This window comes from Veillonella dispar, assembly GCF_937975875.1.
GTDB lineage: Bacteria > Bacillota > Negativicutes > Veillonellales > Veillonellaceae > Veillonella > Veillonella dispar_B.
Window position 1 is genome coordinate 1 of the sequence record NZ_CALJSP010000036.1, and the last position, 25,802, is coordinate 25,802.

Annotated in this window: 29 protein-coding genes; 23 read left to right on the forward strand and 6 right to left on the reverse strand. The window is 38.5% G+C overall.

Annotated elements, in window-relative coordinates; all coding sequences use genetic code 11:
• The first annotated feature begins 26 nt into the window (after positions 1-26).
• The 3 genes from relB to Q7P05_RS01420 are packed head-to-tail and all read left to right on the forward strand — an operon-like array spanning position 27 to position 727.
• A complete protein-coding gene (gene relB, locus Q7P05_RS01410) occupies positions 27-248 on the forward strand; it encodes a type II toxin-antitoxin system RelB family antitoxin (protein ID WP_005387906.1) in 222 nt (73 codons plus the stop codon).
• Entirely contained in the window at positions 238-504 is a 267-nt protein-coding gene (locus Q7P05_RS01415; RefSeq protein ID WP_295200797.1) for a type II toxin-antitoxin system RelE/ParE family toxin, read from the forward strand. Before relB ends, Q7P05_RS01415 begins: the two co-directional genes overlap by 11 nt.
• 10 nt (positions 505-514) lie before the next feature.
• Positions 515-727 (forward strand): hypothetical protein, encoded by a 213-nt coding sequence (locus Q7P05_RS01420; RefSeq protein WP_024066462.1) that lies wholly within the window; start codon positions 515-517, stop codon positions 725-727.
• Between the two features lie 110 nt (positions 728-837).
• Here the strand turns inward: Q7P05_RS01420 and Q7P05_RS01425 are convergent, their stop codons facing one another.
• Positions 838-1,629: a carbon-nitrogen family hydrolase gene (locus Q7P05_RS01425; RefSeq protein WP_119206477.1), complete on the reverse strand. Its 792-nt coding sequence runs from the start codon at positions 1,627-1,629 to the stop codon at positions 838-840.
• A 317-nt stretch (positions 1,630-1,946) separates the two neighbouring features.
• Here Q7P05_RS01425 and Q7P05_RS01430 point away from each other — a divergent pair, with 317 nt between their 5' ends.
• The 12 genes from Q7P05_RS01430 to Q7P05_RS01485 all read left to right on the forward strand — a co-directional run bounded on the left by Q7P05_RS01430 (position 1,947) and on the right by Q7P05_RS01485 (position 13,896).
• Complete coding sequence (locus tag Q7P05_RS01430; protein WP_119206478.1) at positions 1,947-2,750, forward strand: polysaccharide deacetylase family protein; 804 nt, start codon at positions 1,947-1,949, stop codon at positions 2,748-2,750.
• 11 nt (positions 2,751-2,761) lie between these two features.
• A complete protein-coding gene (locus Q7P05_RS01435; protein ID WP_119206479.1) occupies positions 2,762-3,700 on the forward strand; it encodes a phosphodiester glycosidase family protein in 939 nt (312 codons plus the stop codon).
• 8 nt (positions 3,701-3,708) lie between these two features.
• On the forward strand, positions 3,709-4,650 hold the full coding sequence (locus tag Q7P05_RS01440) for a hypothetical protein (protein ID WP_303930150.1): 942 nt from the start codon (positions 3,709-3,711) through the stop codon (positions 4,648-4,650).
• A 69-nt stretch (positions 4,651-4,719) separates the two neighbouring features.
• Positions 4,720-5,892: a glycosyltransferase family 9 protein gene (locus Q7P05_RS01445; protein WP_303930151.1), complete on the forward strand. Its 1,173-nt coding sequence runs from the start codon at positions 4,720-4,722 to the stop codon at positions 5,890-5,892.
• Complete coding sequence (locus Q7P05_RS01450; protein ID WP_227721368.1) at positions 5,879-6,205, forward strand: hypothetical protein; 327 nt, start codon at positions 5,879-5,881, stop codon at positions 6,203-6,205. Before Q7P05_RS01445 ends, Q7P05_RS01450 begins: the two co-directional genes overlap by 14 nt.
• Positions 6,206-6,732: 527 nt before the next feature.
• A complete protein-coding gene (locus tag Q7P05_RS01455) occupies positions 6,733-8,085 on the forward strand; it encodes a pyruvate carboxylase subunit B (RefSeq protein ID WP_119206482.1) in 1,353 nt (450 codons plus the stop codon).
• A gap of 451 nt (positions 8,086-8,536) precedes the next feature.
• Complete coding sequence (locus tag Q7P05_RS01460) at positions 8,537-9,877, forward strand: sensor histidine kinase KdpD (protein ID WP_303930153.1); 1,341 nt, start codon at positions 8,537-8,539, stop codon at positions 9,875-9,877.
• Positions 9,874-10,563, forward strand: a complete 690-nt coding sequence (locus Q7P05_RS01465) for a response regulator transcription factor (protein ID WP_005387927.1) — start codon at positions 9,874-9,876, stop codon at positions 10,561-10,563. The genes Q7P05_RS01460 and Q7P05_RS01465 overlap by 4 nt, the downstream gene beginning before the upstream one ends.
• A 556-nt stretch (positions 10,564-11,119) precedes the next feature.
• Positions 11,120-12,214, forward strand: coding sequence for a S1C family serine protease (locus Q7P05_RS01470; RefSeq protein WP_295869585.1), 1,095 nt, complete (start codon positions 11,120-11,122; stop codon positions 12,212-12,214).
• A 352-nt stretch (positions 12,215-12,566) separates the two neighbouring features.
• Positions 12,567-12,896, forward strand: a complete 330-nt coding sequence (locus tag Q7P05_RS01475; protein WP_295260142.1) for a PadR family transcriptional regulator — start codon at positions 12,567-12,569, stop codon at positions 12,894-12,896.
• On the forward strand, positions 12,883-13,458 hold the full coding sequence (locus tag Q7P05_RS01480) for a DUF1700 domain-containing protein (protein WP_303930154.1): 576 nt from the start codon (positions 12,883-12,885) through the stop codon (positions 13,456-13,458). The genes Q7P05_RS01475 and Q7P05_RS01480 overlap by 14 nt, the downstream gene beginning before the upstream one ends.
• A 9-nt stretch (positions 13,459-13,467) precedes the next feature.
• A complete protein-coding gene (locus Q7P05_RS01485; RefSeq protein WP_303930155.1) occupies positions 13,468-13,896 on the forward strand; it encodes a transcriptional regulator in 429 nt (142 codons plus the stop codon).
• Positions 13,897-14,171: 275 nt separating this feature from the next.
• Here the strand turns inward: Q7P05_RS01485 and pyrE are convergent, their stop codons facing one another.
• Both pyrE and pyrF read right to left on the reverse strand, forming a co-directional pair.
• Complete coding sequence (gene pyrE, locus Q7P05_RS01490) at positions 14,172-14,759, reverse strand: orotate phosphoribosyltransferase (protein ID WP_295218530.1); 588 nt, start codon at positions 14,757-14,759, stop codon at positions 14,172-14,174.
• On the reverse strand, positions 14,756-15,475 hold the full coding sequence (gene pyrF, locus Q7P05_RS01495; RefSeq protein WP_287512102.1) for an orotidine-5'-phosphate decarboxylase: 720 nt from the start codon (positions 15,473-15,475) through the stop codon (positions 14,756-14,758). The genes pyrE and pyrF overlap by 4 nt, the downstream gene beginning before the upstream one ends.
• A gap of 203 nt (positions 15,476-15,678) precedes the next feature.
• Between pyrF and Q7P05_RS01500 the strand changes: the two genes are divergently transcribed.
• From Q7P05_RS01500 to Q7P05_RS01515, 4 genes are read left to right on the forward strand one after another with little or no spacing between them, the layout of a single operon-like run.
• On the forward strand, positions 15,679-16,308 hold the full coding sequence (locus Q7P05_RS01500) for a 3'-5' exonuclease (RefSeq protein WP_295793997.1): 630 nt from the start codon (positions 15,679-15,681) through the stop codon (positions 16,306-16,308).
• Positions 16,309-16,322: 14 nt separating this feature from the next.
• A complete protein-coding gene (gene deoC, locus Q7P05_RS01505) occupies positions 16,323-16,985 on the forward strand; it encodes a deoxyribose-phosphate aldolase (RefSeq protein WP_303930156.1) in 663 nt (220 codons plus the stop codon).
• Positions 16,986-17,038: 53 nt separating this feature from the next.
• The gene (locus Q7P05_RS01510; RefSeq protein WP_295793992.1) at positions 17,039-18,340 is read left to right on the forward strand and encodes a pyrimidine-nucleoside phosphorylase; all 1,302 of its coding nucleotides are present in this window, start codon (positions 17,039-17,041) and stop codon (positions 18,338-18,340) included.
• 10 nt (positions 18,341-18,350) lie between these two features.
• On the forward strand, positions 18,351-18,767 hold the full coding sequence (locus Q7P05_RS01515; RefSeq protein WP_303930157.1) for a cytidine deaminase: 417 nt from the start codon (positions 18,351-18,353) through the stop codon (positions 18,765-18,767).
• Positions 18,768-18,809: 42 nt separating this feature from the next.
• Here the strand turns inward: Q7P05_RS01515 and Q7P05_RS01520 are convergent, their stop codons facing one another.
• Positions 18,810-19,631: a MetQ/NlpA family ABC transporter substrate-binding protein gene (locus Q7P05_RS01520; protein WP_303930158.1), complete on the reverse strand. Its 822-nt coding sequence runs from the start codon at positions 19,629-19,631 to the stop codon at positions 18,810-18,812.
• A 219-nt stretch (positions 19,632-19,850) separates the two neighbouring features.
• Entirely contained in the window at positions 19,851-20,747 is an 897-nt protein-coding gene (gene menA / locus Q7P05_RS01525) for a 1,4-dihydroxy-2-naphthoate octaprenyltransferase (protein WP_303930159.1), read from the reverse strand.
• 240 nt (positions 20,748-20,987) lie between these two features.
• On the opposite strand from menA, the gene Q7P05_RS01530 reads away from it, so the two are divergent.
• The 4 genes from Q7P05_RS01530 (at position 20,988) to Q7P05_RS01545 (ending at position 24,447) form a co-directional block, all read left to right on the forward strand.
• The gene (locus Q7P05_RS01530; protein WP_303930160.1) at positions 20,988-21,932 is read left to right on the forward strand and encodes a hypothetical protein; all 945 of its coding nucleotides are present in this window, start codon (positions 20,988-20,990) and stop codon (positions 21,930-21,932) included.
• A gap of 1 nt (position 21,933) precedes the next feature.
• Positions 21,934-22,710 (forward strand): hypothetical protein, encoded by a 777-nt coding sequence (locus tag Q7P05_RS01535; protein ID WP_303930161.1) that lies wholly within the window; start codon positions 21,934-21,936, stop codon positions 22,708-22,710.
• A gap of 116 nt (positions 22,711-22,826) precedes the next feature.
• Positions 22,827-23,198 (forward strand): RidA family protein, encoded by a 372-nt coding sequence (locus tag Q7P05_RS01540; protein ID WP_303930162.1) that lies wholly within the window; start codon positions 22,827-22,829, stop codon positions 23,196-23,198.
• Between the two features lies 1 nt (position 23,199).
• Entirely contained in the window at positions 23,200-24,447 is a 1,248-nt protein-coding gene (locus Q7P05_RS01545; RefSeq protein ID WP_303930163.1) for a serine dehydratase subunit alpha family protein, read from the forward strand.
• A gap of 37 nt (positions 24,448-24,484) precedes the next feature.
• On the opposite strand, the gene Q7P05_RS01550 is transcribed toward Q7P05_RS01545, so the two are convergent.
• Entirely contained in the window at positions 24,485-25,672 is a 1,188-nt protein-coding gene (locus Q7P05_RS01550; protein WP_105090225.1) for an MFS transporter, read from the reverse strand.
• Between the last annotated feature and the right edge of the window lie 130 nt (positions 25,673-25,802).

Below are 25,802 nucleotides of genomic sequence, written 5' to 3' on the forward strand. Positions count from 1 at the left end.
ATGTATTACATAGGGAGGTGCTTTATATGGCAAATATTTCAGTCCGTTTAAATGAACAAGAAGAAGAGTTATTTAAAACATATGCTGAGTTTATGGATGAAACACTTTCTACTCTCTTTAAGAAGGCTTTACTAGAAAAGATTGAAGATGAATTTGATCTTAAGGTAGGTCAAAAAGCATTAGCAGAATATAAGCAAGATCCTGTTACCTATTCTGTGGCGGAAATGCGTGCAAAATATGGCTTATAAACTTGAGTTTTCTAAACGGTTTGACAAGCAATTTTCTAAACTCGATAAATCAACGCAACGGTATATCTTTAATTGGCTTATCAAGAACGTAGATAATGTCGAAAATCCTAGATATTCAGGAAAATCATTGACAGGCAATAAGACGGGGCTGTGGCGTTATCGCATTGGTAATTATAGAGTCATTGCTGATATTAATGATGATAGATGTATTATTTTAGCGTTAGAAGTTGGACATCGAAAAGATATTTACAAATAGAGGATACATTATGAAATACTTACGTCGTGAACTTAATCAAGTAGAAAAAGAATACTTAAAACAATTTGGACAAGACTCTTTAAACCGTGTCGTTCTACACGATCCAAATACAAAGGATAAACAAGAGGTACAAGATACGATTGATATTCTAAAAGACGCTATGGCAAAGAACAAACCTCTAGAACAAGTTCCAGAGGATATGTGGAAACTTATAGAGTTTTAAAGGATGAGTCATCTATTTCTTACATACAGCTCAATAAAAATAAAAGGCACATTGTTAATCGAATGACCTTCTTAATTTAAGGAGGTAGTTCAAAACAATGTGCCTTTTTGTTATAGGTTATAGAGTTCAGGTTTACGATCTCTAAAAATATTAATTTTGTTACGAATGTCTTCGACTACAGCGAGGTCGATGTCGACGGAAGCAATGCCTTCATTAGTATCCATTTCAAGTAGGTTGGTGCCCCATGGATCATATACTGCAGAGTGACCAGTACTTTGAACGCGGCCCACTGTGCCACAGCCGTTTACGGCACAGACAAAGAGTTGGTTTTCAATAGCTCGCACTTCATTGAGTACTTGCCAGTGACGTAAACGCATCGTAGGCCATTGAGCAGGCACAAACAATAATTCTGTGCCTGGTAATGCAGCCATTCTTACTAGTTCAGGGAAACGGATGTCGTAACAGATGACCGTGCTACAAGGAATTCCATCTAGCTCAAAATGCGTAGTATGAGTACCGCTAGCAAAGTATTTGTCTTCCTTAGCAGGGCTAAAGCCGTGCATCTTGGAATATTCTCCTACAAGTTCACCGCTTCGGTTGTAAACATAGGATGTATTAAATACGAGATTGTCTTTTGCAACTGCTACAGAACCGCCCACAATATTTACATTATGTTCTTTAGCGAATGCACTTAATAAGGCTTTTGTGCGGGCCCCATTTGTATCGGCGATATTGATTAAATCAGTAGATGGATAAAAACCAGTGTTCCAGGTTTCAGGTAATACGATAATATCTGGACTTTCAGATAGGGCCTGATTCAATAATTCTTGAACTCGATTGTAGTTATATTCTACGTCGTTTACGTGGACATCCATTTGTATGAGGGTAAGTCGTTTTTTCATGGTAAATCCTCTGTGTATTAAAATAGTATAGTTTACGTTATATAGTATATAATTAGAATATTAAAGCATTATTGAGAGTATTACAATATGACAATGGTTACAGTTGAAATACTCTTTTTCAGTAGAAATGGATAGAATGGATTTAGATAACACTAGATGTACAGGCTATCATTGCCATAGGTGTTCCAGATGAGCCTATATATCCTAGACCTAGAAAATCACTTGATGAGGTACTAGTAAAGCGTTAGTTTTTTACTAATCTTCATAGAAATGTTATAATATTCTGTATATAATTGTGTTCTAATAGAGGAGGACCTATGAAACGGATTCCATTGGTAACACTATTAGTTGTCGCATTGGCTGTGGTTTTAGCAGGATGTGGATTGCTTTCACAAAAAACGGAACCACCTAGTTCAACGGCGCCTGTAAAAGAAGTCAAAATGGTACATCCATCGGGCATCCCTGTTCTTATGTATCATAAAATTGGCGATGATAAGGATAACGATGCAGTTATTCGTGAGGATCTATTCAGAGAACAAATGAAGTTCCTCAAAGACAATGGTTATAATCCATTAACGATGGACCAACTATATGATTATGTCGTAAATGGTGCAGCAGTGCCTGAAAAACCTGTTGTATTAACCTTTGATGACGGTTATGCAGATACATATTCTATCGTATATCCAATTATGAAAGAATATGGTTTCGCAGCCACTGTGTTTATCAATCCTGGCGATGTAGGTACACGGTTAACTTGGGATCAAATTCGTGAAATGCATAAAAATGGTATCACCATTTCAAATCATGGATTCCAACATATCGAAATGGGCCAATTGTCTGAAGCTAAACAAATAGAAAATATTACAAAGGCTCAAGAAGCCCTTGCAAAAGAAGTGGGCATCAAGGATAATCCTTGGTTCTGCTATCCTTATGGAGATAAAAATGAATTCACCGATGCTGCTACCAAGAAAGCAGGCATCAAAATGAGTATGGCTATGAAATCTGGCTGGGCTCATACAGGTGATAATCCATATAACATATTGCGTGTTTGGGTAGGCAATGCTGTTGATATCAAACATTTTGAAGAACGCGTTAGTACCGAACATTTCACTGATTTATAAGGAGAAATACATTGTTCAAAAAGAATTGGGTAAAGTTCATCATCATGGTGTTCTTATTTACCGTTGTAACCTCACCATTCGTGGTGCTCTTTGGACCATTTAATAATGTAAAGCGCGCCGTTATTGGTGCCATATTGCAATCTCGCCATCCTCATTACATTACATGGCTTTTCAGTGAAGATGAATTGCAATCTATTTTGGGGACAGTTGGCGTTGTTAAAAGTCAAGATTTGTTCAAGTTTAATGCTCGTGAAGATAAGAGCTTAAACCTTGAAAAAATTCAGTCTGCTCGCTATGTAGGCTATATTCTTGAAATTCCAGATCCTCGTCGTATCGAAGTTGGTACAGCTGCTAATATTCAAGAAAAAGGCGATACTACAAGTAATATTGCGAAGATGAATAATGCGGTAGCTGCTATCAATGGCGGCGGTTTCCACGATCCTAATGGTACTGGTACAGGCCGTTTGCCTTATGGCTTTATTTTGCATGATGGTGAATATGTTATCGGTAAAGATGTAGGACCTGAAGAGGCGGTAGACTTCGTAGGCTTCTCTAAATCTGGTAACCTTATTGCAGGTAACTACGATAAAACACAACTTAGTGATATGAAAGCCATGGAAGGTATTACCTTTGGCCCGCCTCTTATCGTCGATGGTAAGAAGATGATTACCGAAGGCGATGGTGGCTGGGGCGTAGGTCCACGTACTGCTATCGGTCAAAAGAAGGATGGTACAGTACTATTCCTCGTAATCGATGGTCGTCAACCAGGTTATTCTCTTGGCGCTACATTGCGCGATGTACAAGATATTCTTTATGAAAAAGGTTGCTACATTGCAGCGAATTTAGATGGTGGTTCTAGTTCTACACTATACCTCAATGGTAAAGTAGTGAACAAACCAGCCGATTTGTTAGGAGAACGCATGATCCCAACGGCGTTTATCGTGAAATAGGAGGACACATGAAACCTTTTACGCGTGTACTGAGCGCCTTTGCGGTTGGTATTCTTCTGCAAGGTGGGGTGTACCTATACCTTGATCAATATATGTTTGCACCGACTACAGATTTTAATGTAGCAGGTGCATCTAAGGATGATACTAAAAACTTCCCTGATGTAAAGGAAGGCACAAAATATGTATCGTATGACCGTCAGTTTATGGCGGTTGTTACCGAAAACTCTTTGAAAATCTATAAGGCTAATGAAAGTAAGCCTACTACAATAGATTTGAAAGGACGTTCTATTAGTTACTTTAACTGGATGCCTGACCGTAACTATGCCATCATGGGTCTATATGACTCTAGAGAGGTTGTTATGGCGCGTCTCAATGCAGATGATCCTGAACATGAAGTAGATACAAAGCTTGAAGATTTGCCACGCAATAGTAAAATCGTAGATGCTGCTTACTCTGAAGCGACGAATGTTGTGTATATGAAGGTGAAAGTTCAAGAAAACGCATATCGTATTTATCGTACCGATGCGAACTACGATACGCGTCGCGTTTATATGCAAGCTACTGATATTGGCCACATCGGCGTATTCTATGATGAAGATAGATTCTTCTATGATAACGCTAAGACTGGAGATATCTTCATGTTTAACGGCATTGAAGGTGGCTGGCGTGTTATCAATCCACCAGGACGATTCCGCTTAATCGGTGTTGATATGGATAAAACTATCTATATTGCTCGTGTTGATGAGGATAACAATGCCTTAACTGTTTACACTGGTAAACTCGGTGTAGGCTTCAAACCAGTTTATAAATATAATCATCCAACAACATTCAATGAATTAACATTGTCTGATGTAAAAACTATCATTAAGGATGGTAGTGACGAAACTACGAAGGTAACAGAAGATGATACATCATCTAAATCATCTAGTGATAGTAAAAAGAAATCTTAATAAAAAGCCTTTATAATGATTCATTATAAAGGCTTTATTCCTATACTCGTTTGTACTATAAGGATATATATGAATATATTATTTGTACGACTCAGCTATATAGGGGATATACTACATGCCACACCTGCTGCGCGCTGGATTAAAGAGCATTATCCAGAGGCAAAGCTACATTGGATTGTAACACCTAGTATGGTAGAACTTTTACAGGGAAATCCCTATGTAGATGAAATCATTCCTTGGGAGCGGGATGAATATGAAGCACATTCTAAAAAACTACATATTCCAACGATGTGGCGCATGTGGTGGGAACTTAGAGATAAGTTAAAACCATACAAATTTGATGTGGCTGTCGATGTACAAGGGCGACTCATAACAGGGCTCGTTTTATTGGCAGCAGGTGCACCCATTCGCCTTGGACTTGGTGGTACAAAAGAGCTGAATTGGATGTTTACTAACTACAAGGCAAAGCCGAGTACAGATCATGTCATTAAGCGTTATATAGAGGTTGCTAAATTACTGAATACAGCCGTTGCAGAGCATAGTGGATTAACTACATCTGCTGCTGTTATCACTGATGATGAAAAACCTTGTATAGTCAACGGTTCTAATGGTAAACGGTTATACCACATGGATTTTTTTGTACCCTCCGATTTGCATGCTTGGGCAGAAAATCAGTGGGAATCAATCAATTATGACACCTCCTTAAATCGCGGAGAGGTGGACAAGCCACTGCGTATAGGTCTTGTCCTAGGCACATCTTGGGCGACGAAAGAGTGGCCTCAAGAGAAATGGTATTCTCTCATTAAATCTCTCCAGTATAGAGCCAATTTTGTGTGCTTAGGCGGTCCAAAAGAGGCAACTCAATACAAACCGTTGATGGACTCCATAACGGCTGATGGCCTTGATAAAATTATGCTGAATATGTTGGGGAAAACCACACTTCAAGAGGTAGGGGCTTTAATTGAAAGTTGCGATGTAGTAGTGACTGCTGATACGGGTGCATTGCATATTGCACTAGCTTTAAATAAACCTGTTGTCGCGCTTTTTGGACCTACAGATCCTAAGCTGTGGGGACCGTTGACGGGGAACTTTAAGGTTCTTGTTAATGATGAGTTAGATTGCTTAGGATGTCGTAAACGACGTTGTCCTAAGCCTGATCAATATTGTATGTCTGGTATTGAATCGGTACGCGTGAAAAAGGCAATTTTCGAATTAATAGGAGATAAACATGGCAAAGTTTAAAATTCAAAAAGGCTTATCCGATGCGGATATGATGAAAAACTTTAAAGATACTGAAAATTTTGAAGAAACAATGCTTGATAGAGAGCGTTCTGCTAAGAAACCTGTCGTATATCAAAGTCCAAAACAAAAGGAAGATGCATTCTATCGTGAATTCCTTACAGAGAAGGTAGAAACTTTAATTGGTAAAATGTTGCTCGATATTAAGATGGAATACTTCAAAGAAGGTGAGGGTGCATTCTCTATCCAAGTTAAACGAGATGGTAAAAATATCGTTCTTGAAACGGCACCAAAAAAGGTAAAACCTGAAAAATAATATAATAATAATTGCTTACTATAAGAACCTACCTATAAAAGGTAGGTTCTTTTGTATATTTATAAATCACAATAATACAGGTGCGTCATCAATAAAAGTGATGAGCTTATAAGCGTACCGATGATTATCGAAGTACTAGATTTATAAATACCGATATACTTTGGCGGATGGCCAATAATAACTAAAAATTATTGCGATATAAATTTTGGTTTCTCATTAAAAAGAGAAATTACAAAGAAATATAATTGATTAAAAATACATGTTAAATCCTAGCTTTTTAGCACTTTATTGTGATTTCTATCACGAAAAAATCATAATTGAATACATGAAATTATGAGTAAATAGCATAATGTGGTTGTTGACAAAGAATTTTATAAGTAGTCTAATATAAGTATGTCTTAACGATTGCTTGAGTATTTGCTCGTGTGAGCAAGTGCTATAAAAATCGTAAAAAAATAGGTATGAGATAGTTATGTAGTGGATGTATAAAATTACATGCATAAACTATTTCGATTTGGAGGATTAACATGGCTAAAAAATTAAGAATCTGCGAAACCGTTCTTCGCGACGGTCATCAATCTATTTTGGCAACACGCATGCGTTACGAACAAATGGAACCAGTGCTTGGCCTTTTAGATGAAATTGGTTATGAAGCTCTTGAATGTTGGGGCGGCGCTACTTATGACAGCTGTCTTCGTTTCTTGAATGAAGATCCATGGGAACGCCTTCGTAAATTGAAATCCAATTTGAAAAACACTCCACTACAAATGTTACTTCGTGGCCAAAACTTGTTGGGCTACAAACACTACTCTGATGATGTAGTAGAAGCATTCTGTAATGCAGCTGTAAAAAATGGTATTGATCGTATCCGTATCTTCGACGCATTGAATGACCCTCGTAACATGGAAGCTGCTATTAAGTACTCCAAAAAAGCAGGCGCACACGTTCAATCCGCTATGGTATACACAATCTCCCCAGTTCATACAACTGAAAGCTTCTTGAAAGTAGCTGAAACATTGGTAGAAATGGGTACAGATTCCTTATGTATCAAAGATATGTCCGGTTTGTTAGGACCTGCTGATGCATATGATTTGGTTTCCACATTCAAAAAACGTTTTGGCGAATTGCCAATCGACTTGCACAGCCATTTCACTTGCGGTCTTGCAAGCACTACATACTGGGAAGCTGCTAAAGCTGGCGTAGATATCATCGATACTGCTATCTCTCCATTCGCTCATGCAACTAGCCAACCAGCTACTGAAACTATGATCGAAATGTTCAAAGGCACTGAATGGGATCTTGGTCTTGACCTTGATAAATACATTCCATTAGTTGACCACTTCCGTAAAGTAAAACAACAAATCGCTGAAGAATTCAACTTGAAACCAGCTAGTGATGTAATCCCAGCAGTTCGTCGTTACCAAATTCCTGGCGGTATGTTGTCCAATACTCAAAACCAATTGAACGAAATGGGTATGGGCGATCGCTTCTTCGACGTTATGGATGAAATGCCACGCGTACGTGAAGACTTGGGTTACCCTCCATTGGTAACTCCAACATCCCAAATCGTTGGTACAATGGCTATGATGAACGTTATGATGGGCGACCGTTATAAAATGGTTCCTAACGAAGTTAAAGACCTTGTACGTGGTAAATACGGTGCATTGCCTGGTAAAATTTCTGACGAAATCCGTCACACTATCATCGGTGATGAAGAACCTATCACTTGCCGTCCAGCAGATCTTATCGAACCTGAATTGGAAGGTTACCGTCAAGATTTAGCTTCCAAAGGCTACAATGGTATCACTGACGAAGACGTATTGACTTACGCTATGTTCCCAGAAGTTGCTATTAACTTCTTCGATGCAAATCGTCGTTAATCCAAATATTAAAAGAGGATTCCTATGGAATCCTCTTTTTTTATGTATAATAAGGCAATTGAATTATATATGAGTAGAGAAATATTTTGATACTAATAATATAAGGTAACAGAATTTATTTTTACAGATATAGCATTTTTATATTTAGAGATTTTATAAAAAATATAGAGAATATTGAATAAGACGATATAGATGCTTATCTTTGATGTCCTAAAAATTACTTATAATATGTTGATATAAGTTACCCGGATGCGTGTAACTTATATCAAAAACTTAAGAATAGTAGATAATAAAAGGCATACTGACCATATGTAATAACTGCCAATTATAAACTAACAATGAAGAAAATATGAAGGTTAAATCACTTTTTTGAGCTTTTCACTTGCTTTAAGTATTAAAAATAGCGTAAACTATAAGAAGTATCTAATATTTATGATATTGAGGTAACCCTGTGAATTTACAAATACGGATTTGGATATCCAATGTTGTGCTCTTTGTAGTGCCTATTTTGATAGCAATTATCTTATTTTTGCTATACTTTACAGGTCTGCGCATATTGGCTAATGCCGGTTACTATTTGCGTATTGAGCAGGAACAACAGTTTAAAAGTGTCAGTCGAATCACTGAAACAATTACCTTTTATGGTTTAGAAAACAACTTAATAGATAGCTTAGTAAAGCCTAGCTATAGCTTACTCGATCCAAAGGAAGTATATGTAGAAGTACTAGATCAAGGTAATATGGTGTACACCTATGGTAATCCTCAAATTTATAGTGCCTCTGCTATTGTTGGTCTTATTGATGTAAACCCTGAATTACAAGGTATCGTATATCAGTCCAATAATACTTTCGTATATGAAATGAGGAAATACGATGGGCGCCATGCTTACGTATATCATATTGCTATAAAGCGAGCTACTCATGGTAGTGATAGCTTAATGGAATCAGTTTCCTTCTATATTATTGTAGTGGCTATATTACTCTTTATTGTTACCTTCTTTGCTATTAACCGATTTGTTACACGATTCATCATGATTCATGTTAAGAATATGACAAAATCGTTAGAAATGGCCAATCGTCAGATTGAAATGGAACAGGAGCAACAAAAAGAGTTATTAGCTGGGATATCCCATGATATCCGGACACCGTTAACAGCGATTAAAGCGTATGCAGAAGGTGTTCGCGATGGTATTGCACCAACAGAAGAGCAACAAAAACGCTATATGGGAATTATTTTGAAACGGGCTAATGATTTAGATTCTATGTTGGAGGAATTGTTCCTTATTACAACATTGAATTATAAGAAAGAGTCGCGGCCATCTGAACGAATTGAACTCGGTCAATATGTACGTGATTTTGTAGAAGATCATTTGGCGCCTTATCAAACAAGAGGGCTTGAAATCAAATTCCGTATAGCAGCTGAAAGTGCTTTTATTAATGCAAACCCACAATTGTTACAACGTGTTTTACAAAATGTGTTGAACAACAGTGCTAAGTATAAAATGGCCGATATTGGTCATTGTGTGATTGATGTAACTAGTGATGATGATTATGTATACTGTGTTATCAGTGATGATGGCCCAGGGGTACCGCCAGATTCTCTAGAGCGTCTAATGCGCCCGTTCTACCGTGTAGATTCGTCTCGTACGAACCCACAAGAAGGTAGTGGTCTTGGATTGTCGATTATTCGTCGAATTATGGAAATCTTTGAAGGCCGAGTTGTGATTGAAAATGTAAGACCACATGGTCTACGTGTTATATTAGAATTTCCTAAACAAGGAGAAGAATCATGAGTGAACATATCTTAATTATTGAAGACGATTTGGATATCGCCAATATTGAGCGTGATTATTTAATGGTGGCAGGTTATGATGTTACGATTATGACTAATGGTACTGAAGGTATTGAGGCTGCTTTAAATACTCCTGTAGACCTTATCATCCTTGATGTTATGTTGCCAGAAATGGACGGCTTTGAAGTTTGTCGCCAAATTCGTGACAAGGTTCGCGTCCCAATTGTTATGGTAACGGCTCGTCTTGATGATATCGATAAAATTCGTGGTCTAGGTGTAGGCGCTGATGACTACATTGAAAAACCATTCTCTCCATCTGTATTGATTGCAAAAATCAAAGCTATGTTGGCACAATATAAACGCTTAACAGAGCGTGATGCTATGGAAACTAATGCTATTCAATCCGGTGAAATTCGTCTTGATCCTAAGATGATGAAAGTTTGGGTAAACGAAAAAGAAGTTCATCTTAAAAAGAAAGAGTTCCAATTATTAGAATTTTTAATGCGTAATCGTGATATCGTATTTAGTAAAGAAGAATTGTACTCTCGTGTATGGGGGCTTGACTCTTACGGTGATTATGCAACTGTAGCGGTTCATATCAACCGTTTACGTGAAGAAATTGAAGATAACCCATCCGATAGTAAACATATCATCACAGTGTGGGGTGTAGGTTATAAATTTGTTTGATAACTGAAAGACGTTTTCACTTTGTACTCACGTTTTTGTTGGCTGTTGATAAAATATGAGTTTATAGAGAGTTATTATATAGATATAATCAAAGATTTAAAAATAGTTTATATACTTCCTTTGATAGTTTAGATATTCCATGTATACTTATTTAGGTAAGGCTGACGTTTGATTCTAGATAAGAAACAACTAAACTTCTCTCTCTTAATAAGTTCTCTCTCAACTTATCTAGATCACATATACTCTCTCTCAACAGTCCTTACACTCTCAAACTATATGCATAAAGGGCATTTGCTAGCGACGGCTAGTGAATGCCCTTTATGTTTTATATGATAGCTTTATATAGAGCTTTTGGTTCGTTTCATTTCTCTGATATTGAATTGTTCTCGAAAGATCGCCAGATACATATTATTTATAGAAATTATATTTTTATTATAGATGTAATAAATTGTTATGTTGCATTGTAAAGTATTGCGTACTATAATAGGTTCATCAAAATCAATTTTATAAAATTGATTTTCATTAAATCATTAAGAAATGATATGAGGAGAAATGTATGAATTTTTCAAAATATAAGAAATCAATTATAGCCTGTGTGCTAGCTCTTGGTATTGGTGTAGGCGGTGGCTACTATTTCTTTGGTAGTCCTGTGACACATCAAACAACTGTGCGAGAACAAACAAAACAAAATAAGCCGATTACAGATACACGTAATACATACGTAGTTCAAGCGGCAAAAGAATCTGGCCCAGCTGTAGTGGGAATTACCACTCAAGTTTTCCAAAAGGATATTTTTAATCGTACTATCTATGCTGGAGAAGGCGTAGGTTCTGGTGTACTGATTGATAATGATGGACATATCGTAACAAATAATCATGTTGTCGCTGGTGCTAAAAATGGAGAGGTTACCGTATCTTTGTCTAATGGCTCTACCGTAACAGGTACAGTTATTGGCACAGATGCTCAAACAGATTTAGCTGTTGTTAAAATCGATCCTCCAAAGGATATTCAACCAATTAAAATAGGTGACTCTGATTCACTACAAGTAGGGGAACCTGCCATTGCTATTGGTAACCCATTAGGTCTAGAGTTTAAAGGTTCTGTTACATCTGGTGTAATTAGTGCTTTGGCGCGTACTATTGATGATCAAGGGCAACGATTCCCATTGATCCAAACCGATGCAGCTATTAATCCAGGTAACTCAGGTGGTGCTCTTATCAATGCAGACGGTGAATTGATTGGTATTAATAGCTCTAAGATTTCTAAAGAAGGCGTTGAAGGTATGGGCTTTGCCATTCCAATAAACTCAGCTATGACAGTTGTAGATTCTATTATTAAAAATGGTAAAGTTGTGCGTCCTTATATTGGTGTGTGGGCTGTAGATCGTCAAACAGCAGCACGTAACAATGTAAGTTATGAAGGCGAAGGCCTTCTCATTGTTCAACTTGATGCGAATGGTCCTGCAGCAAAGGCTGGTTTAGTAGAAGGGGATACAATTGCTCAAATTGATGGCAAGGATATTAGTACATTATTAGAATTAAAAGAGCAAATCGATGCTAAGAGCCCTGGCGATACAGTTTTAGTATCCTATACACATAACGGCAAAATGAAGAGTACACAGCTTAAATTAGGACAAGCATCTTCAAATTAAATACATGAGATCAAATAAAGCTTTTATAATTAAAGAATTTACTTTTGAATAGTCGGAAAATCCTCATCTTAGATGAGGATTTTTTTGTTGTAGATGATGTATTAGGATGGATTTATGTCAAAATAATGGATAAATTATATGAATTTTAGAAAAATTTTTATCTCTATAAAATCAGTTGGTATCTATATTTATAAGTATTGTGATGTGTCAATTTATGCTTTGTAAAATATATTTTTAACAAGGTACCTTGCAATACGAGGTACCTTGTGTTATTATGTATTTGTCAGTACATGATAGTGACCGTAAGAGAGCTTTCACATTGGCAGGCAAGCACAGCCTAAAGGGAGGAACTATGCAAGTTCAATTAAAAAAAGGTGTTATGGATATGCTAGTGCTAGCATTACTAACACAAACTGATCGCTACGGATATGAAATCGTAAGCACCATTTCGGAGTATATTGAAATTTCGGAAGGAACTATATATCCATTATTTAATAGATTGAAAAAAGAAAAGTATGTTGAAACATATTTGAAGGAGTCCTCTACAGGACCATCTCGGAAATATTACCACATCACGGCAGATGGCCGTGCAGCATACAATAAGATGCGTCAAGAGTGGGATGAATTCTCTGGTGTCATCAATATCCTGTTGAAAGGAGTCGACTATAATGAACAAAAATAGCTTTTTGGAGGCATTGCGCAATATATTTAAAAAGGCGCGCGTTGCTGATGTAGAGAGTATTATAGAGGTTTATGAAGAGCATTTTGCAGTAGGTTATGAAAAAGGTCTTACCGATAGCGAAATCATTAAATCTTTGGGGACTCCAGAGGAAATTTATGCGTCTTATGTAGATGCAGGTATTATTACCGATACATTAGGCCAAGATGGTGGTGAAAGTAAATCTGTTAATATGCAAGAAATCTATGCAAGATTTGACGACTATAAAGAACGTCTTTTACCACAGTTGCCTGGTATGGCTAAAAAAGCATCCAAAACATTACTATCTATCGGTAGTGCATTGTCATATATTGTAGGAGTTTTAATATTTATCATTACACCTGCCATCTTATATTTACTCGGAAGCTCATGGCAACCGTTTGAGAATGTAACGGCCTTTCCTGCATTATCATTGGTAACTTTAGTTGCACTTGGTGGTGTAGGTCTCTTTGGAGGCCTTACATGTATCTTTATTGGTGTTGAACTTCGTGGGGTACGCGAACGTTATTTCAGCAATGTGGATTAAGGAGGACCTATGAGACGAATTATAATTGCTGCCATTCTAACTGTAATCAGTGCTGTAGGGGTAGGTACATCCTTTGCTGTAAATGATTTACCAAATTTTGGTGAATGGATGAAAACTAATGAACAACAGTTTAGAAAACCACATAGACATGATGGTTCTAATATGCATATGGACCAACATATGATGGATGGAAATAATCAAATGATGCCTCAAGATGGTATGGGGCCAAATAATGGTCAACATATGTACCAAAATTGTCAAAACCAAATGATGACTCAAGATGGTATGGGACGAAATAATGGTCAGCATATGTATCAAAATGGTCAAATGCCTCCGCAAGGTCAAATGCCAATGCAAGGCCAACCACCTCAACAAACTAATGGTAATGCACCACAACAACAAGCTGATCAAGGTGTACCACAAACTACACAAAACTAAAGATACTTTACGAATCCATTTCTCTCATAAATGATAGAGAACGTGGTCATGAAAGTGCATTCATGGCCACCATAGAGCCACACACTCTATGTGATACATTCGTATCAGAATCTCTCTCTTACACACAATAACTACACACAAACAAAAAGAGCTCCTCAGTGAAGGAGCTCTTTTTGTATCTATTTATAAAGATAGATTGTACTTGATGGGGTGGGAATATTTTATTAACTTCTTAATGAAAAACGACCTATGCATGCACATAGGTCGTTAAAAAATTATTTGATGTGTTTAGAACCGCGTTCTGTCATAGCTACGCCGTCTTTGCAAAGAGGGCATTCTTCAGGTTTGTATGTAGGAACTTCGAGGTTAAGTAAGGCTTGTACTTTTTCATGAGGTACGCCGAATTCTGCTTTACCGCCAGAACGGTTAACAAGAAGGCCTACACCTACGATTTCACCACCGGCTTGGTTTACAACATTTACTACTTCTTGTACAGAACCACCAGTAGTTACGATGTCTTCAACGATAAGTACGCGTGTACCTGGTTCGATTTTGAAGCCGCGGCGCAATGTCATAACACCTTTTTCACGTTCTGTGAAGATAGCGCGTGTACCAAGAGCTTTACCTACTTCGTGAGCTAGTAAGATACCACCAGTCATAGGTCCGATAACGAGTTCTACATTTTGATCGCGGAAGCGTTCAGCTAATTCTTTACAAAGAGTTTCAGTGTATTTTGGGTGTTGCAATACATTGAATTTTTCAACGTACATTGGGCTGTGGAGTCCAGATGTCAAAAGGAAGTGACCTTCTAAAATAGCTTGAGTGTCGATAAGTAATTGTTTTACTTCTTGTTCTGTCATCATTTGGATACATTCTCCATTTCTTCAATAATTAAACGAACTGCTTCACGAGGATTTTCAGCCTGTGTAATAGGGCGGCCAATAACGAGGCGAGATGCGCCATCTTGTAATGCACTAGCAGGTGTAGCAATACGTTTTTGGTCGTCTGTTGCTGCAAAGGATGGGCGAATACCAGGTGTTACGATGAGGAAATCATCACCACATGCTTCACGGATCATCTTAGCTTCTAATGCGGAACATACAACGCCATCCATGCCACATTCTTTAGCGAGCTTTGCTAAACGAATAACTTGGTCGGAAATCGGTAATTGACCACCAGTTGCAGTCCAAGCTTCATCATCAAAGCTAGTTAATACAGTGATTGCCAATAATTTTGTACGTTCAACACCTAATTGTTCAGCTGTTTCACGAGCAGCTTTTACAGCAGCTTTCATCATAACAGGACCACCTTGACCATGCATAGTGATCAAGTTAGCACCTAAACGTGTTAGGGAAGATACGCCATGTGCTACTGTATTAGGAATATCATGTAATTTCAAATCAAGGAATACTTGTTTGTTTTGCTCTTGTAAATAGCGAACTGTTTGCTCTCCTTCGGCGTAGAATAGCTCCATGCCGACCTTGTAAAAGCTAACCGCATCACCAAGGGCTGTTACGGTTTCTTTCATCGCATCCATAGTGGATACATCAAGGGCAACGATTAATCTGTCATCTGCCATCTTGCAACCTCCATACTACATATATATCTAAATAATTTTCACATACTGAGGGCCTATCTGTCAATTAAATTTGATGTGAAAGAGGTGACTAATAGTCACCGTTGAATAGTAGATTATAGAGTGTTTCATGCTATAATAAATGAAGAAAATGAATACAATTCTTATATATAAATTTTGAAACATATAGATTTGAAAGGAGTCCTATGTTAGATTTTGTTGCATTAGACTTTGAAACAGCTAATAAATTTAAAAATAGTGCGTGCTCCTTAGCGGTTATTACCGTAAAGGATGGACAGATTACTAAAAAGGCGTACAGCCTTATCAAACCACCGTTCATGAGTTTTGATGATGAATGCATTGAAATTCATGGCATTCAACCAAAGGATGTTATCCATGAGAAAACCTTTGATCAATTGTGGAACGCTATCTACGAAAATCATTTAAAAGGCAATATCATGGTAGCTCACAACGCAAAATTCGATATGAATGTATTGCGTGCTACACTGGATTACTATAAAATTCCTTGGCCAGAGCTAGATTATGCATGTACTGTAAAACTTTCACGTGCGGTATGGCCAGATTTAGTAAACCATAAGCTAAACACAATGGCTGCATACATGGGTGTTGAGTTTAAACATCACTACGCATTAGATGATGCGGAAACATGTGCTAAGGTTGTGTTAGAGGCAGCTAAGGCTAAGGGCGTTAATAGCTTGCCAGATTTGTTGAAGGCTACAGGTGTACCACTAGAACCATTTATTGATGACAAAAATCGCGCTGCTCAAGAGGCTTTACATAAAGAACCTGAGCCAGAGCAAATGTCGTTCTTTTAGTAAGGAGAGACACTATGTTAGGTAAAGAATTATTATCTTATGTGGATCATACACTATTGCGTCCTACAGCTACATGGGAGGATATTAAAGAAATTTGTGAAGCAGGCGTAGCTTATAAAACTGCATCTGTTTGCATTCCACCAGATTTTGTGGCTTCTGCTCATGAAGCGTATCCAGACCTCAATATTTGCACTGTTATTGGGTTCCCTTTAGGCTATGAAACGACTGAAGTTAAGGTGGCTGAAACAAAACAAGCCCTTGCAGAAGGGGCCTCTGAAATTGATATGGTCATAAATCTAGGCAATGTAAAACAAGGTGATTTTGAATCCGTTACTGGTGAAATTAAGTCACTTAAAGAGGCTTGTGGAGATAAAATTTTAAAGGTTATCATCGAAACTTGTTACCTTACTGATTCTGAAAAGGTAGCTCTCTGTAAATGTGTTACAGAGGGTGGAGCCGACTATATCAAAACATCTACAGGTTTTGGTAGCAGTGGGGCTAGTATTGAAGATATTCAACTCTTTAAGAAACACATCGGCCCTAATGTAAAAATTAAGGCTGCCGGTGGTATTCGTTCTATCTCTGATATGAAAGCCTATATTGCAGAAGGTTGTAGCCGTATTGGCGCCAGTGCAGCAGTAGAACTACTCAAAGATCATTTAGACGAAGAAGTGTAATAGAAAACCACCTAGGCAGTGCTTAGGTGGTTTCTTAGAATGGCGGTATAACCATGCGCATGTATGATATTATTCTAAAAAAACGTTCTAATTTACCATTAACAGATGAGGAAATTCACTTTGTTATCTCTGGCTATGTGAATGGCGAAATTCCAGACTATCAAGTGAGTGCTTTGTTGATGACCATTGTATTTAATGGGATGAATGCTCGTGAACTAGGCACATTGACATTAGCGATGGCACAATCGGGGCACATGGTAGATTTGTCCAATATCAATGGTATAACAGTAGATAAACATAGTACCGGCGGTGTAGGGGATAAGACAACCCTTATCATAGGGCCTTTGGTGGCTGCTTGTGGCGGCAAGGTGGCGAAAATGTCGGGCCGTGGTCTTGGTCATACGGGTGGTACCATCGACAAGATGGAATCCATACCAAACCTAAAGGTATCCTTGGACCAAGAAGCCTTTATTAATCAAGTCAATACAATAGGCCTAGCTGTAATCGGTCAATCTGAAGGTTTGGCACCAGCAGATAAAAAACTCTATGCCTTGCGAGACGTAACAGGCACTGTAGATAGTATTCCATTGATTGCATCCTCTGTTATGAGTAAAAAATTAGCTTCTGGAGCACAAGCTATCTTGCTAGACGTAAAGGTTGGCAGTGGGGCCTTTATGAAAACCTTAGACGATGCTCGTGCATTGGCTAAAGCAATGGTAGATATTGGTACGGAAAATGGCCGCTCTGTTAAGGCTGTTTTAACCGATATGGATAGACCATTAGGTCATGCCATTGGTAATGCTTTGGAAATTCGCGAGGTTATTGATACGTTGAAAGGTCATGGCCCAGAGGATTTAACACATGAATGTCTTATTATGGCTGCCCATATGCTCGTATTGAGCCATATATGCGACTATGAAACTGCCCTCAGCCGTGTACAAGAGGCACTCAACTCTGGTGCTGCCTTAGATCGATTGCGTATGATGATTGATGCTCAAGGTGGAGATAGTCGTGTTCTTGATGATGAAAGCTTATTAGCAATCGGAAAATTCACCTATGATGTTACAGCGCCTCAAGACGGTTATATTACGCATATGAACACCGAGCAATGTGGTATTGCATCGGTTATGCTTGGAGCAGGACGTACAGTTAAGGATGGCCCTATCGATTATAGTGCGGGCATCATAATGCACAAGAAAACAGGTGATACTGTTCGAACAGGTGAAAGTATAGCTACCTTGTATGCTTCCGATGAAAGCTTGCTCGCCAATGCTAGTCAAACATATTTAGAGGCCATAACCTTTGGTGAAACTGCACCAATTGTGGTGGATACAATTCTTGATATGGTGGAATGAGGAGATCCATATGATAGAAAGGGAAACTCATATGACAGAACAAGAAATTAAAAATCTTATTGACCATGCTATAGTAGCACGTGAGAAAACCTATAGCCCGTATTCTCATTTTGGAGTGGGTGCAGCCCTTCTGTGTGAGGATGGGGCAATCTATGAAGGTTGCAATATAGAAAATGCATCTTATGGTTTAACTAACTGTGCAGAACGAACTGCTATATTTAAAGCCGTATCAGAAGGTCGTACAAAATTTAAGGCCCTCGCCGTAGTTGCTGATACGGAAGGGCCTTGTGCACCATGCGGTGCCTGTCGCCAAGTAATTTCTGAATTTGAAATACCACAGATTATTTTGGCTAATTTAAAAGGAAATTATAGAGTCCTTGACCTTGATGAATTATTACCATTTAGATTTGGTGCGGACAGCTTATAGTAAAAAAAGAGACCACCGATGTGGTCTCTTTTTTGTTATAACTTAGAATGCAGGAACAACTGCACCTTTGTATTTTTCTTCAATGAATTTTTTGATTTCAGGGCTATGAAGAGCTTCCATCAATTTTTTGATGCGAGGATCGCTTTCATTGCCTTTAAGTACAGTTACGATGTTTACGTAAGGGGAATCTTTAGATTCGATTGCCAATGCATCTTTACTAGGGTTAAGACCTGCATTTAATGCATAGTTTGTGTTAATAGCTGCTAAAGCTACATCGTCAAGAGAACGAGGTATTTGAGCTGCTTCTAATTCAACAAATTGGTAACCATTAGGATTGGAAGTGATATCTTGAATTGTAGACAAGATATTGCTGGAATCTTTCAATGTGATAAGACCTTCTTTTTGCAATAACAATAATGCACGACCACCGTTTGTAGGGTCGTTAGGGATAGCGATTTTAGCGCCTTTAGGAAGATCTTTTAAATCTTTAATTTGATGGGAGTATAAGCCCATTGGCTCAAGGTGAACACCACCAGCAGATACTAGTGGAAGGTTGTGAGCTTTTGCGAATTCATCCATGTAAGGTACATGTTGGAAGAAGTTTGCATCGATTTCTTTATCACCCAAAGCAATGTTTGGTGTGTTGTAATCAGTGAATTCAGTGATTTGTAAATCAATACCATCTTTTGCCAAGACAGGTTTAACTTGTTCCAAAATTTCTGCGTGAGGTACTGCTGTAGCACCGATTTTTAATACTTGTTTGCCATTACTAGCAGCTTGTTTGTTATTGTCATTACCGCAACCAGCGATCAATAAAGCACCGCCAAGGATTACAGTAGCTGCTAATGCTAAAAATTTTCTCATTAGACACACTCCTTTTACAATCATTTCATATAAAATATTACATTTATAGTACTAAATTATTTCCTATCTATCAAGAAGGAATTATTACGAGTTCTCCATAGCTTAAAGTTATAGCAAAAAGAGATTTTCAAACTAACATCTATAAAACGTTGTTAAAGTTTGAAAATCTCTCTTTATTTTATGTAATTGTATGTAGTGTATGTACGTATTGGTAAATACTTATTTGCCAATAATTAAACCTATGGACCACATGATTTGGTAAATCATAGCTGCTCCCGCAGTGGTGCCCATCGCTTTGTCCAGAAGGTATTCATCTGTTTTAGTACTTAAGGTGTGTAGCGTTTTGAAAGCTAGTGGTGCTGCGAAGAAGGCTAATAGGGAGAACCATGTCATGTGACCTACAATGATCCATGCAAGGATCCAAATAAAGTTGAATAGGTAGGTGATGCTCATCAGACTGAGAGCGCGTTCACGACCCAAAACGATTGGTAACGTACGTCGACCGTGGCTTTCATCATTTCTAATATCACGAATGTTATTAGTGAGCATAATGGAGCCCACTAGTAATGTAGATGGAATAGCAGGTATCAATAATGCTGAGGATAAGTTACGTGTCCACGCGTATCCTGTAATGAGTACGATAGCAAACCCCATAGCGATACCAGAGGAAATTTCCCCAAATGGTGTACGGGAAATTGGTTTTGGACCACCAGAATAGAGGAAGCTAATTAGAATGCAAAGGAAACCCGCTGGAATATAGTACCAAGTGATGGTGGCCGATAGGTAAAGACCGATGATAATAGGTACCACCATGAGCACCTTAATCATGGTAACGATGAGCTCTGGTGTAATGGCACCGCGCGTGATAGAACCAGCATTACCCACCTTTTGGCCTGCATCGAGACCAGATTTAAAATCTTTATATTCATTCCATAAATTAGCTACAATTTGAGCTGTTACAACGGCTAAAAATATTAGAACCGTATGGAAAATGGCAAGACCTGTGCCGTGAGTAGCACCAAATGCATAATAGCTAAAGGCTGCACCTAAAATGGTAGGCCCTAAAGCAGCTGCTAATGTACGAGGCCTAGTGAGTGGAATTATTTCTTGTATCATAATAAAAGCACACCAAGTGTGCACTCCTTTCTATTTCTCATACCCTATATTTACATATCTATTTAAGTATTGTATAGCAGAACTGAAAGGTTGTAAATTAGACTATACAGTTATACATCTCCATATAGTATAATAATTAGTATATGCAGTATAGATTATCTTTTTGAAATCTTTATGGATGCAGTATGGATTATGAATATAATTTGTATACGAATGTATTGTTAAATCGTGAGGTGTCTTATGAGAGCTCTCAACAAAAAAATGATGACATTGGCTTGTGCCACATGCTTAACTGTTGGCATGGGCGCAGTGGCATGTGCGGATACAGTAGATTTAGGCTATGGTTTATATGGCAGTACGTCTCCTACGGTGAAGGCTGTAGAGGCTATGCGTGTTCCTACGGATGCAAAGCTGCGGAATAATGAGCAAAGTCAAATAATTTCATTGGCAAATAAAGCGGCTGTTGATGCTGTTAATGCTAGTATGAAATTGCAAGCACCGGTACAAGTTGAACCTATGAAGGGTGATGTGTTAGATGGATTTTCCGTCTATCAATTGCAAGGGACGGATAAACAAGGTCACCATGTAGGTCAGTTAGTCGTTGTAGACTATTCTAAAAATGCCATAGATCAAGTAATTGGTATGAATAAAACCATTTTAGAAAAGGTTCCAGACGCAAAAAAAGCTGCAATGAAAAGCTCTATCTCTAAATATGTAGATTCCTATTCTAAAGAGAAGGCTCAACAACAATTACAAGGCTTGAAGGGCAATACTATTGAAGGTGCTAAATTAGCTAAAGATCTAAAAACGATAAATGATAAGTTACCTGCTCAAATTATGGGTGCTTTTGATAAAATGCTTGCCACAGATAAGAACTTATCTCCTAAAAGTAAAGAAGAGATCCGTTCTTATGTAGATTTTATGGCAAAACAAGTGAGCCTAGATGCAACGCATGTGGCTTATAAACCTGTTCAAACACGTTATGGCACGGCTGTGACAGGCGATTTACGGGGTAGCCTTAAATATGATGGTTTTAGAAATACTTATTCCTTAATTGGTTATGCCGTTCCTACAGACAAAGGTGTAGCTTTACAGCTTTTATTATCTGATGACTCTAGTCATGATTATTGGGCTAATGAGTTGAATCATATGTATCAAACACAATCTCTCAAGGGAGGTAAATAGTATGAAATCTTTGAAAGTATTGGCTTGTGTAGCTTGCCTAGTGGGTACTATATCTGGCGTAGGTTTTGCTAAGGATGTACAAACAATTGCAGGTTCTATGGCGGTGCCTAACAATGTAACTGTTGTTTCTGCATCCAAAACAAATACACGTGATTTTGTAGAGAAGCAAATGAAACAAAATCCTTCAAAAAATATGGCGATGAATATGATGGTTGAAGATGTTTTCAAAAGCTTTGGCACTACTTTTGATGTATACCAATTACAAGGGGCCGATAAAACAGGTCAAAAGGATGCATATGTAGTATCGGTAGATGTTAAACAAATAGCACAACAAGTGGCTAAAGATAAGAGAAATGATCCTATGTTTATGGCGGCTATGGCAGCTCTAGATAAAGGTCAAATTGATCCTGTTACTGAGCAACTCGTGCTAGGTGCCGTTAATAAGCAAATTCCCACAACTACAACTGTAGTTCCTTTAAATGATCCAAAACGTTATGCTAATCTTAAAACTCGGTCAGGTGAACTACTTATAAAACCTAGAACGCTTACTGTAGAAAATGCAGAACAAGTGCATCCTGTGGCAGGCACTAAGTATCAAACCTATGCAGCAAGCTCTCGCTTATTATATGCGGAAGGAGATGGTCAAACTCCGCTCTATGCAAATGCTGCATTTGTGTTGAAGCCAGGCAAACCGGTACTATACGTAGGTGTAACTACTGATGTACAACGGGATTATTTCAAAACGATATTTGACAATGCCTTCAAATCTATTAAATAATTTGTTATAGATATACTTTCACAGAGTATGTTATATACAAGGTAATTACTAATGTGAGTATGGTGGCATTAGAATAATCTATATTATTTTTTATTATATTTAAAAGGAGAATTATTATGAAAACAATTTTCACAGACAAAGCACCAGCAGCAGTAGGTCCTTACTCTCAAGCTAAAGTAGTAGGCGGTTTATTATTCGCTTCTGGTCAAATTCCACTCAATCCTGCAACTGGTTCCATTGTTGAAGGCGGTATCGTAGAGCAAACTGAGCAAGTATGCAAAAACATTGATGCTGTATTGGCTGAAGCAGGTTCTGACTTCTCCGAAGTTATTAAAACAACTTGTTTCTTGGCTGATATCGCTGACTTCAAAGCATTCAACGAAGTGTATGCTAAATATTTCACTTCTAAACCAGCTCGTTCTTGCGTAGCAGTAAAAGATCTTCCATTGGGTGCTTTGGTAGAAGTGGAAATTATTGCGGAAGTATAAGATGGATTATATTTCCTTGTTACAATCAGAGATGCGTCCTGCCTTCGGGTGCACTGAGCCAATTGCATTGGCTTATGCGGCTGCGAAGGCAGTCTCTGTTTTAGATGAGTTTCCTAATCATATTCACGCACGATGCAGCGCGAATATCATAAAAAATGTAAAATCCGTAGTCATTCCTAACTCTGGTGGTCGAAAAGGCCTTCAAGCGGCTACTACCCTTGGTGCCATCGTAGGTCATCCTGAGCGTGAGCTAGAGGTATTAGAATCTGCTACAGATGAAGATCGTAAATGGCTTGGCACATTGCTAGATGCCAACTTCTGCACTGTATCACTTGCGGAAGGTGTAGATAATCTCTATATTGAAATTACCGCTGAAACAGATGAACATACAGCGGTGGTACGCATTGAAAACGACCATACAAATGTAACCTATGTTGCTGTAGATGGTGAGGTTGTGTCTGAAACGATCAATGAAATAAAGAAGGCTGCAAAAACGGAATATGCGATGACCTTTGATAGCATTTACGAATTTGCAAAGTCTGCAGATATTTCTGGTATCATTCCTCAAATCAAACAGCAAGTAGAATACAATACAGCTATTTCTCGAGAAGGTTTGTCCAATGATTATGGCTCCAATATTGGACAGCTCTTATTGTTGGATGAAGAAAATCCGTCTCTTGAAACGAAATGTAAGGCTCGTGCAGCGGCTGGATCCGATGCACGTATGAGTGGGTGCCCATTGCCTGTTGTTATCTGCTCTGGCTCTGGTAACCAAGGTTTAACCGTATCTGTACCTATCATTACAACTGCTGAGGAACTTGGTAAAAGTGATGATGAATTGTACCGTGCTCTTGTTTTCGCTAACTTGTTAACGCTCTACGTTAAATCTGGCATTGGTAAACTATCCGCCTACTGCGGCGTTGTATCTGCTGGTGTAGTCAGTGTAGCAGGTATTGCCTTCTTGAAAGGTGATAGCAAAGATATTATCGAAAATACTCTTGTGAATGGTCTTGCTAGCTTATCTGGTATCGTATGCGATGGCGCGAAACCATCCTGTGCAGGTAAAATTGCTATTTCCCTTGATGGCGCGTTCATGGGCTATAAACAAGCTCGCCTTAATAAGAACTACCAAAAAGGCGATGGCCTTGTAGCATACTCCGTTGATGATACCATCCGCAGTATCGGTACTGTGGCTCAAGGTATGAAAGAAACAGACGTAGTTATCTTGAATGAAATGCTTAAGCACTAATTTAGTTAAAAATAAAAGCCCCCATTTGGGGGCTTTTTTATTGTAATTTTTTAGGATCTTTAAGTAGTAATGATGCCCCAAGGCCCCCTATTAGGAATGGCACAAGTGTCATCATAGCGACCGGTAGGGAGTATGTATCTGCTAGGTTACCCACAACAGGTGCGATTACACCACCGATAGTTTGGCTTACGCCGAGGGTGATGCCTGATGCAAAGCCGATGCTTTTAGCAAGATAGGTTTGGCCTAGTACGATAACTGGGCTGTAGCTAATAGCTTTGGCAGCGCCAATCATGAGTAGTAGCAAGTACGCTACAGGCATCATGATAAGTGGTGAGAAATTAGGAACTTCGGTTAATAGGAACATAGCTGGTAACCAAACTAATAGAGATAGTCTAATAATCTTAATAGGACCAAATTTATCACCTAATAGGCCACCGATGTATGTCATGAAAATACCAATGCTAAAGAATACAGTTAAGGCAAAGCTGCCTTGTTCTGGGCTAGTACCGAGTTCACGAGTCCAGAAGATAGGAATGAACGCATTGATAACGCGGAAGTTTACCGACTGACTAAGGATGATAATGAACAAGATACCAAAGTATTTCCAATAGTTTTTTAGTGGTTTTGCGGCTACAGCCGGATTTTCTGTAGCTACTGCTTGATCGATGGTACGAGCATGCGCTACGATGCGAGGCATGAGGGCGAATAAGGCAGTAAATATAATGATGCCTGCCACTGTAAAAGCAGCTAATCCATGTGGACCTACTGTATAGGCGATGGCGCCTGCAAAGAGTGGACCAAAGGCAAAGCCAGAACTACCGCCAATGGCAAAGGTACCCATGGCCTTACCCTTTTTGCCACCACCGAGGCGGTTCATAATCTTCGCGCCTTCTGGATGGAAGATAGAGGAACCTACACCAGCTAAGGTGGCGCAAACAAGGAGGCTTTCATAAGAGGTAACAAAGCCCATCATACCTGTACTACAGGCGGATAATAAAACACCAAAGGCAATGAGCCGTGGCTGATTGATCTTGTCTGAAATATAGCCTAATAATGGCTGTAATAATGAAGATAATGCTGTATTAGCTAAGATGAGAAAACCTGCTTGCTCCAAGCTCAGTCCATAGGTATAAATGAACAGTGGTAAGAGGGCAGGTAACACACTTTGACAAGAGTCATTAATCATATGACTCAATGTGATGAGATAAGGGTAATATTTTTTCATAGTAGTAGCCTCTTTACAAAAAAAGCGCTAACCATGGTTAGCGCTTTATATAGTTTAGTTGGCAGAGGAGGAGGGATTTGAACCCTCGCGCCGGTTGCCCGACCTACACCCTTAGCAGGGGCGCCTCTTC

Coding starts and splice junctions, on each gene's coding strand:
- relB (WP_005387906.1), top strand. CDS start 27: ATGGCAAATATTTCAGTCCGTTTAAATGAACAAGAAGAAGAGTTATTT.
- Q7P05_RS01415 (WP_295200797.1), top strand. CDS start 238: ATGGCTTATAAACTTGAGTTTTCTAAACGGTTTGACAAGCAATTTTCT.
- Q7P05_RS01420 (WP_024066462.1), top strand. CDS start 515: ATGAAATACTTACGTCGTGAACTTAATCAAGTAGAAAAAGAATACTTA.
- Q7P05_RS01425 (WP_119206477.1), bottom strand. CDS start 1,629: ATGAAAAAACGACTTACCCTCATACAAATGGATGTCCACGTAAACGAC.
- Q7P05_RS01430 (WP_119206478.1), top strand. CDS start 1,947: ATGAAACGGATTCCATTGGTAACACTATTAGTTGTCGCATTGGCTGTG.
- Q7P05_RS01440 (WP_303930150.1), top strand. CDS start 3,709: ATGAAACCTTTTACGCGTGTACTGAGCGCCTTTGCGGTTGGTATTCTT.
- Q7P05_RS01445 (WP_303930151.1), top strand. CDS start 4,720: ATGAATATATTATTTGTACGACTCAGCTATATAGGGGATATACTACAT.
- Q7P05_RS01450 (WP_227721368.1), top strand. CDS start 5,879: ATGGCAAAGTTTAAAATTCAAAAAGGCTTATCCGATGCGGATATGATG.
- Q7P05_RS01455 (WP_119206482.1), top strand. CDS start 6,733: ATGGCTAAAAAATTAAGAATCTGCGAAACCGTTCTTCGCGACGGTCAT.
- Q7P05_RS01465 (WP_005387927.1), top strand. CDS start 9,874: ATGAGTGAACATATCTTAATTATTGAAGACGATTTGGATATCGCCAAT.
- Q7P05_RS01470 (WP_295869585.1), top strand. CDS start 11,120: ATGAATTTTTCAAAATATAAGAAATCAATTATAGCCTGTGTGCTAGCT.
- Q7P05_RS01475 (WP_295260142.1), top strand. CDS start 12,567: ATGCAAGTTCAATTAAAAAAAGGTGTTATGGATATGCTAGTGCTAGCA.
- Q7P05_RS01480 (WP_303930154.1), top strand. CDS start 12,883: ATGAACAAAAATAGCTTTTTGGAGGCATTGCGCAATATATTTAAAAAG.
- Q7P05_RS01485 (WP_303930155.1), top strand. CDS start 13,468: ATGAGACGAATTATAATTGCTGCCATTCTAACTGTAATCAGTGCTGTA.
- pyrE (WP_295218530.1), bottom strand. CDS start 14,759: ATGATGACAGAACAAGAAGTAAAACAATTACTTATCGACACTCAAGCT.
- pyrF (WP_287512102.1), bottom strand. CDS start 15,475: ATGGCAGATGACAGATTAATCGTTGCCCTTGATGTATCCACTATGGAT.
- Q7P05_RS01500 (WP_295793997.1), top strand. CDS start 15,679: ATGTTAGATTTTGTTGCATTAGACTTTGAAACAGCTAATAAATTTAAA.
- deoC (WP_303930156.1), top strand. CDS start 16,323: ATGTTAGGTAAAGAATTATTATCTTATGTGGATCATACACTATTGCGT.
- Q7P05_RS01510 (WP_295793992.1), top strand. CDS start 17,039: ATGCGCATGTATGATATTATTCTAAAAAAACGTTCTAATTTACCATTA.
- Q7P05_RS01515 (WP_303930157.1), top strand. CDS start 18,351: ATGATAGAAAGGGAAACTCATATGACAGAACAAGAAATTAAAAATCTT.
- Q7P05_RS01520 (WP_303930158.1), bottom strand. CDS start 19,631: ATGAGAAAATTTTTAGCATTAGCAGCTACTGTAATCCTTGGCGGTGCT.
- menA (WP_303930159.1), bottom strand. CDS start 20,747: ATGATACAAGAAATAATTCCACTCACTAGGCCTCGTACATTAGCAGCT.
- Q7P05_RS01530 (WP_303930160.1), top strand. CDS start 20,988: ATGAGAGCTCTCAACAAAAAAATGATGACATTGGCTTGTGCCACATGC.
- Q7P05_RS01535 (WP_303930161.1), top strand. CDS start 21,934: ATGAAATCTTTGAAAGTATTGGCTTGTGTAGCTTGCCTAGTGGGTACT.
- Q7P05_RS01540 (WP_303930162.1), top strand. CDS start 22,827: ATGAAAACAATTTTCACAGACAAAGCACCAGCAGCAGTAGGTCCTTAC.
- Q7P05_RS01545 (WP_303930163.1), top strand. CDS start 23,200: ATGGATTATATTTCCTTGTTACAATCAGAGATGCGTCCTGCCTTCGGG.
- Q7P05_RS01550 (WP_105090225.1), bottom strand. CDS start 25,672: ATGAAAAAATATTACCCTTATCTCATCACATTGAGTCATATGATTAAT.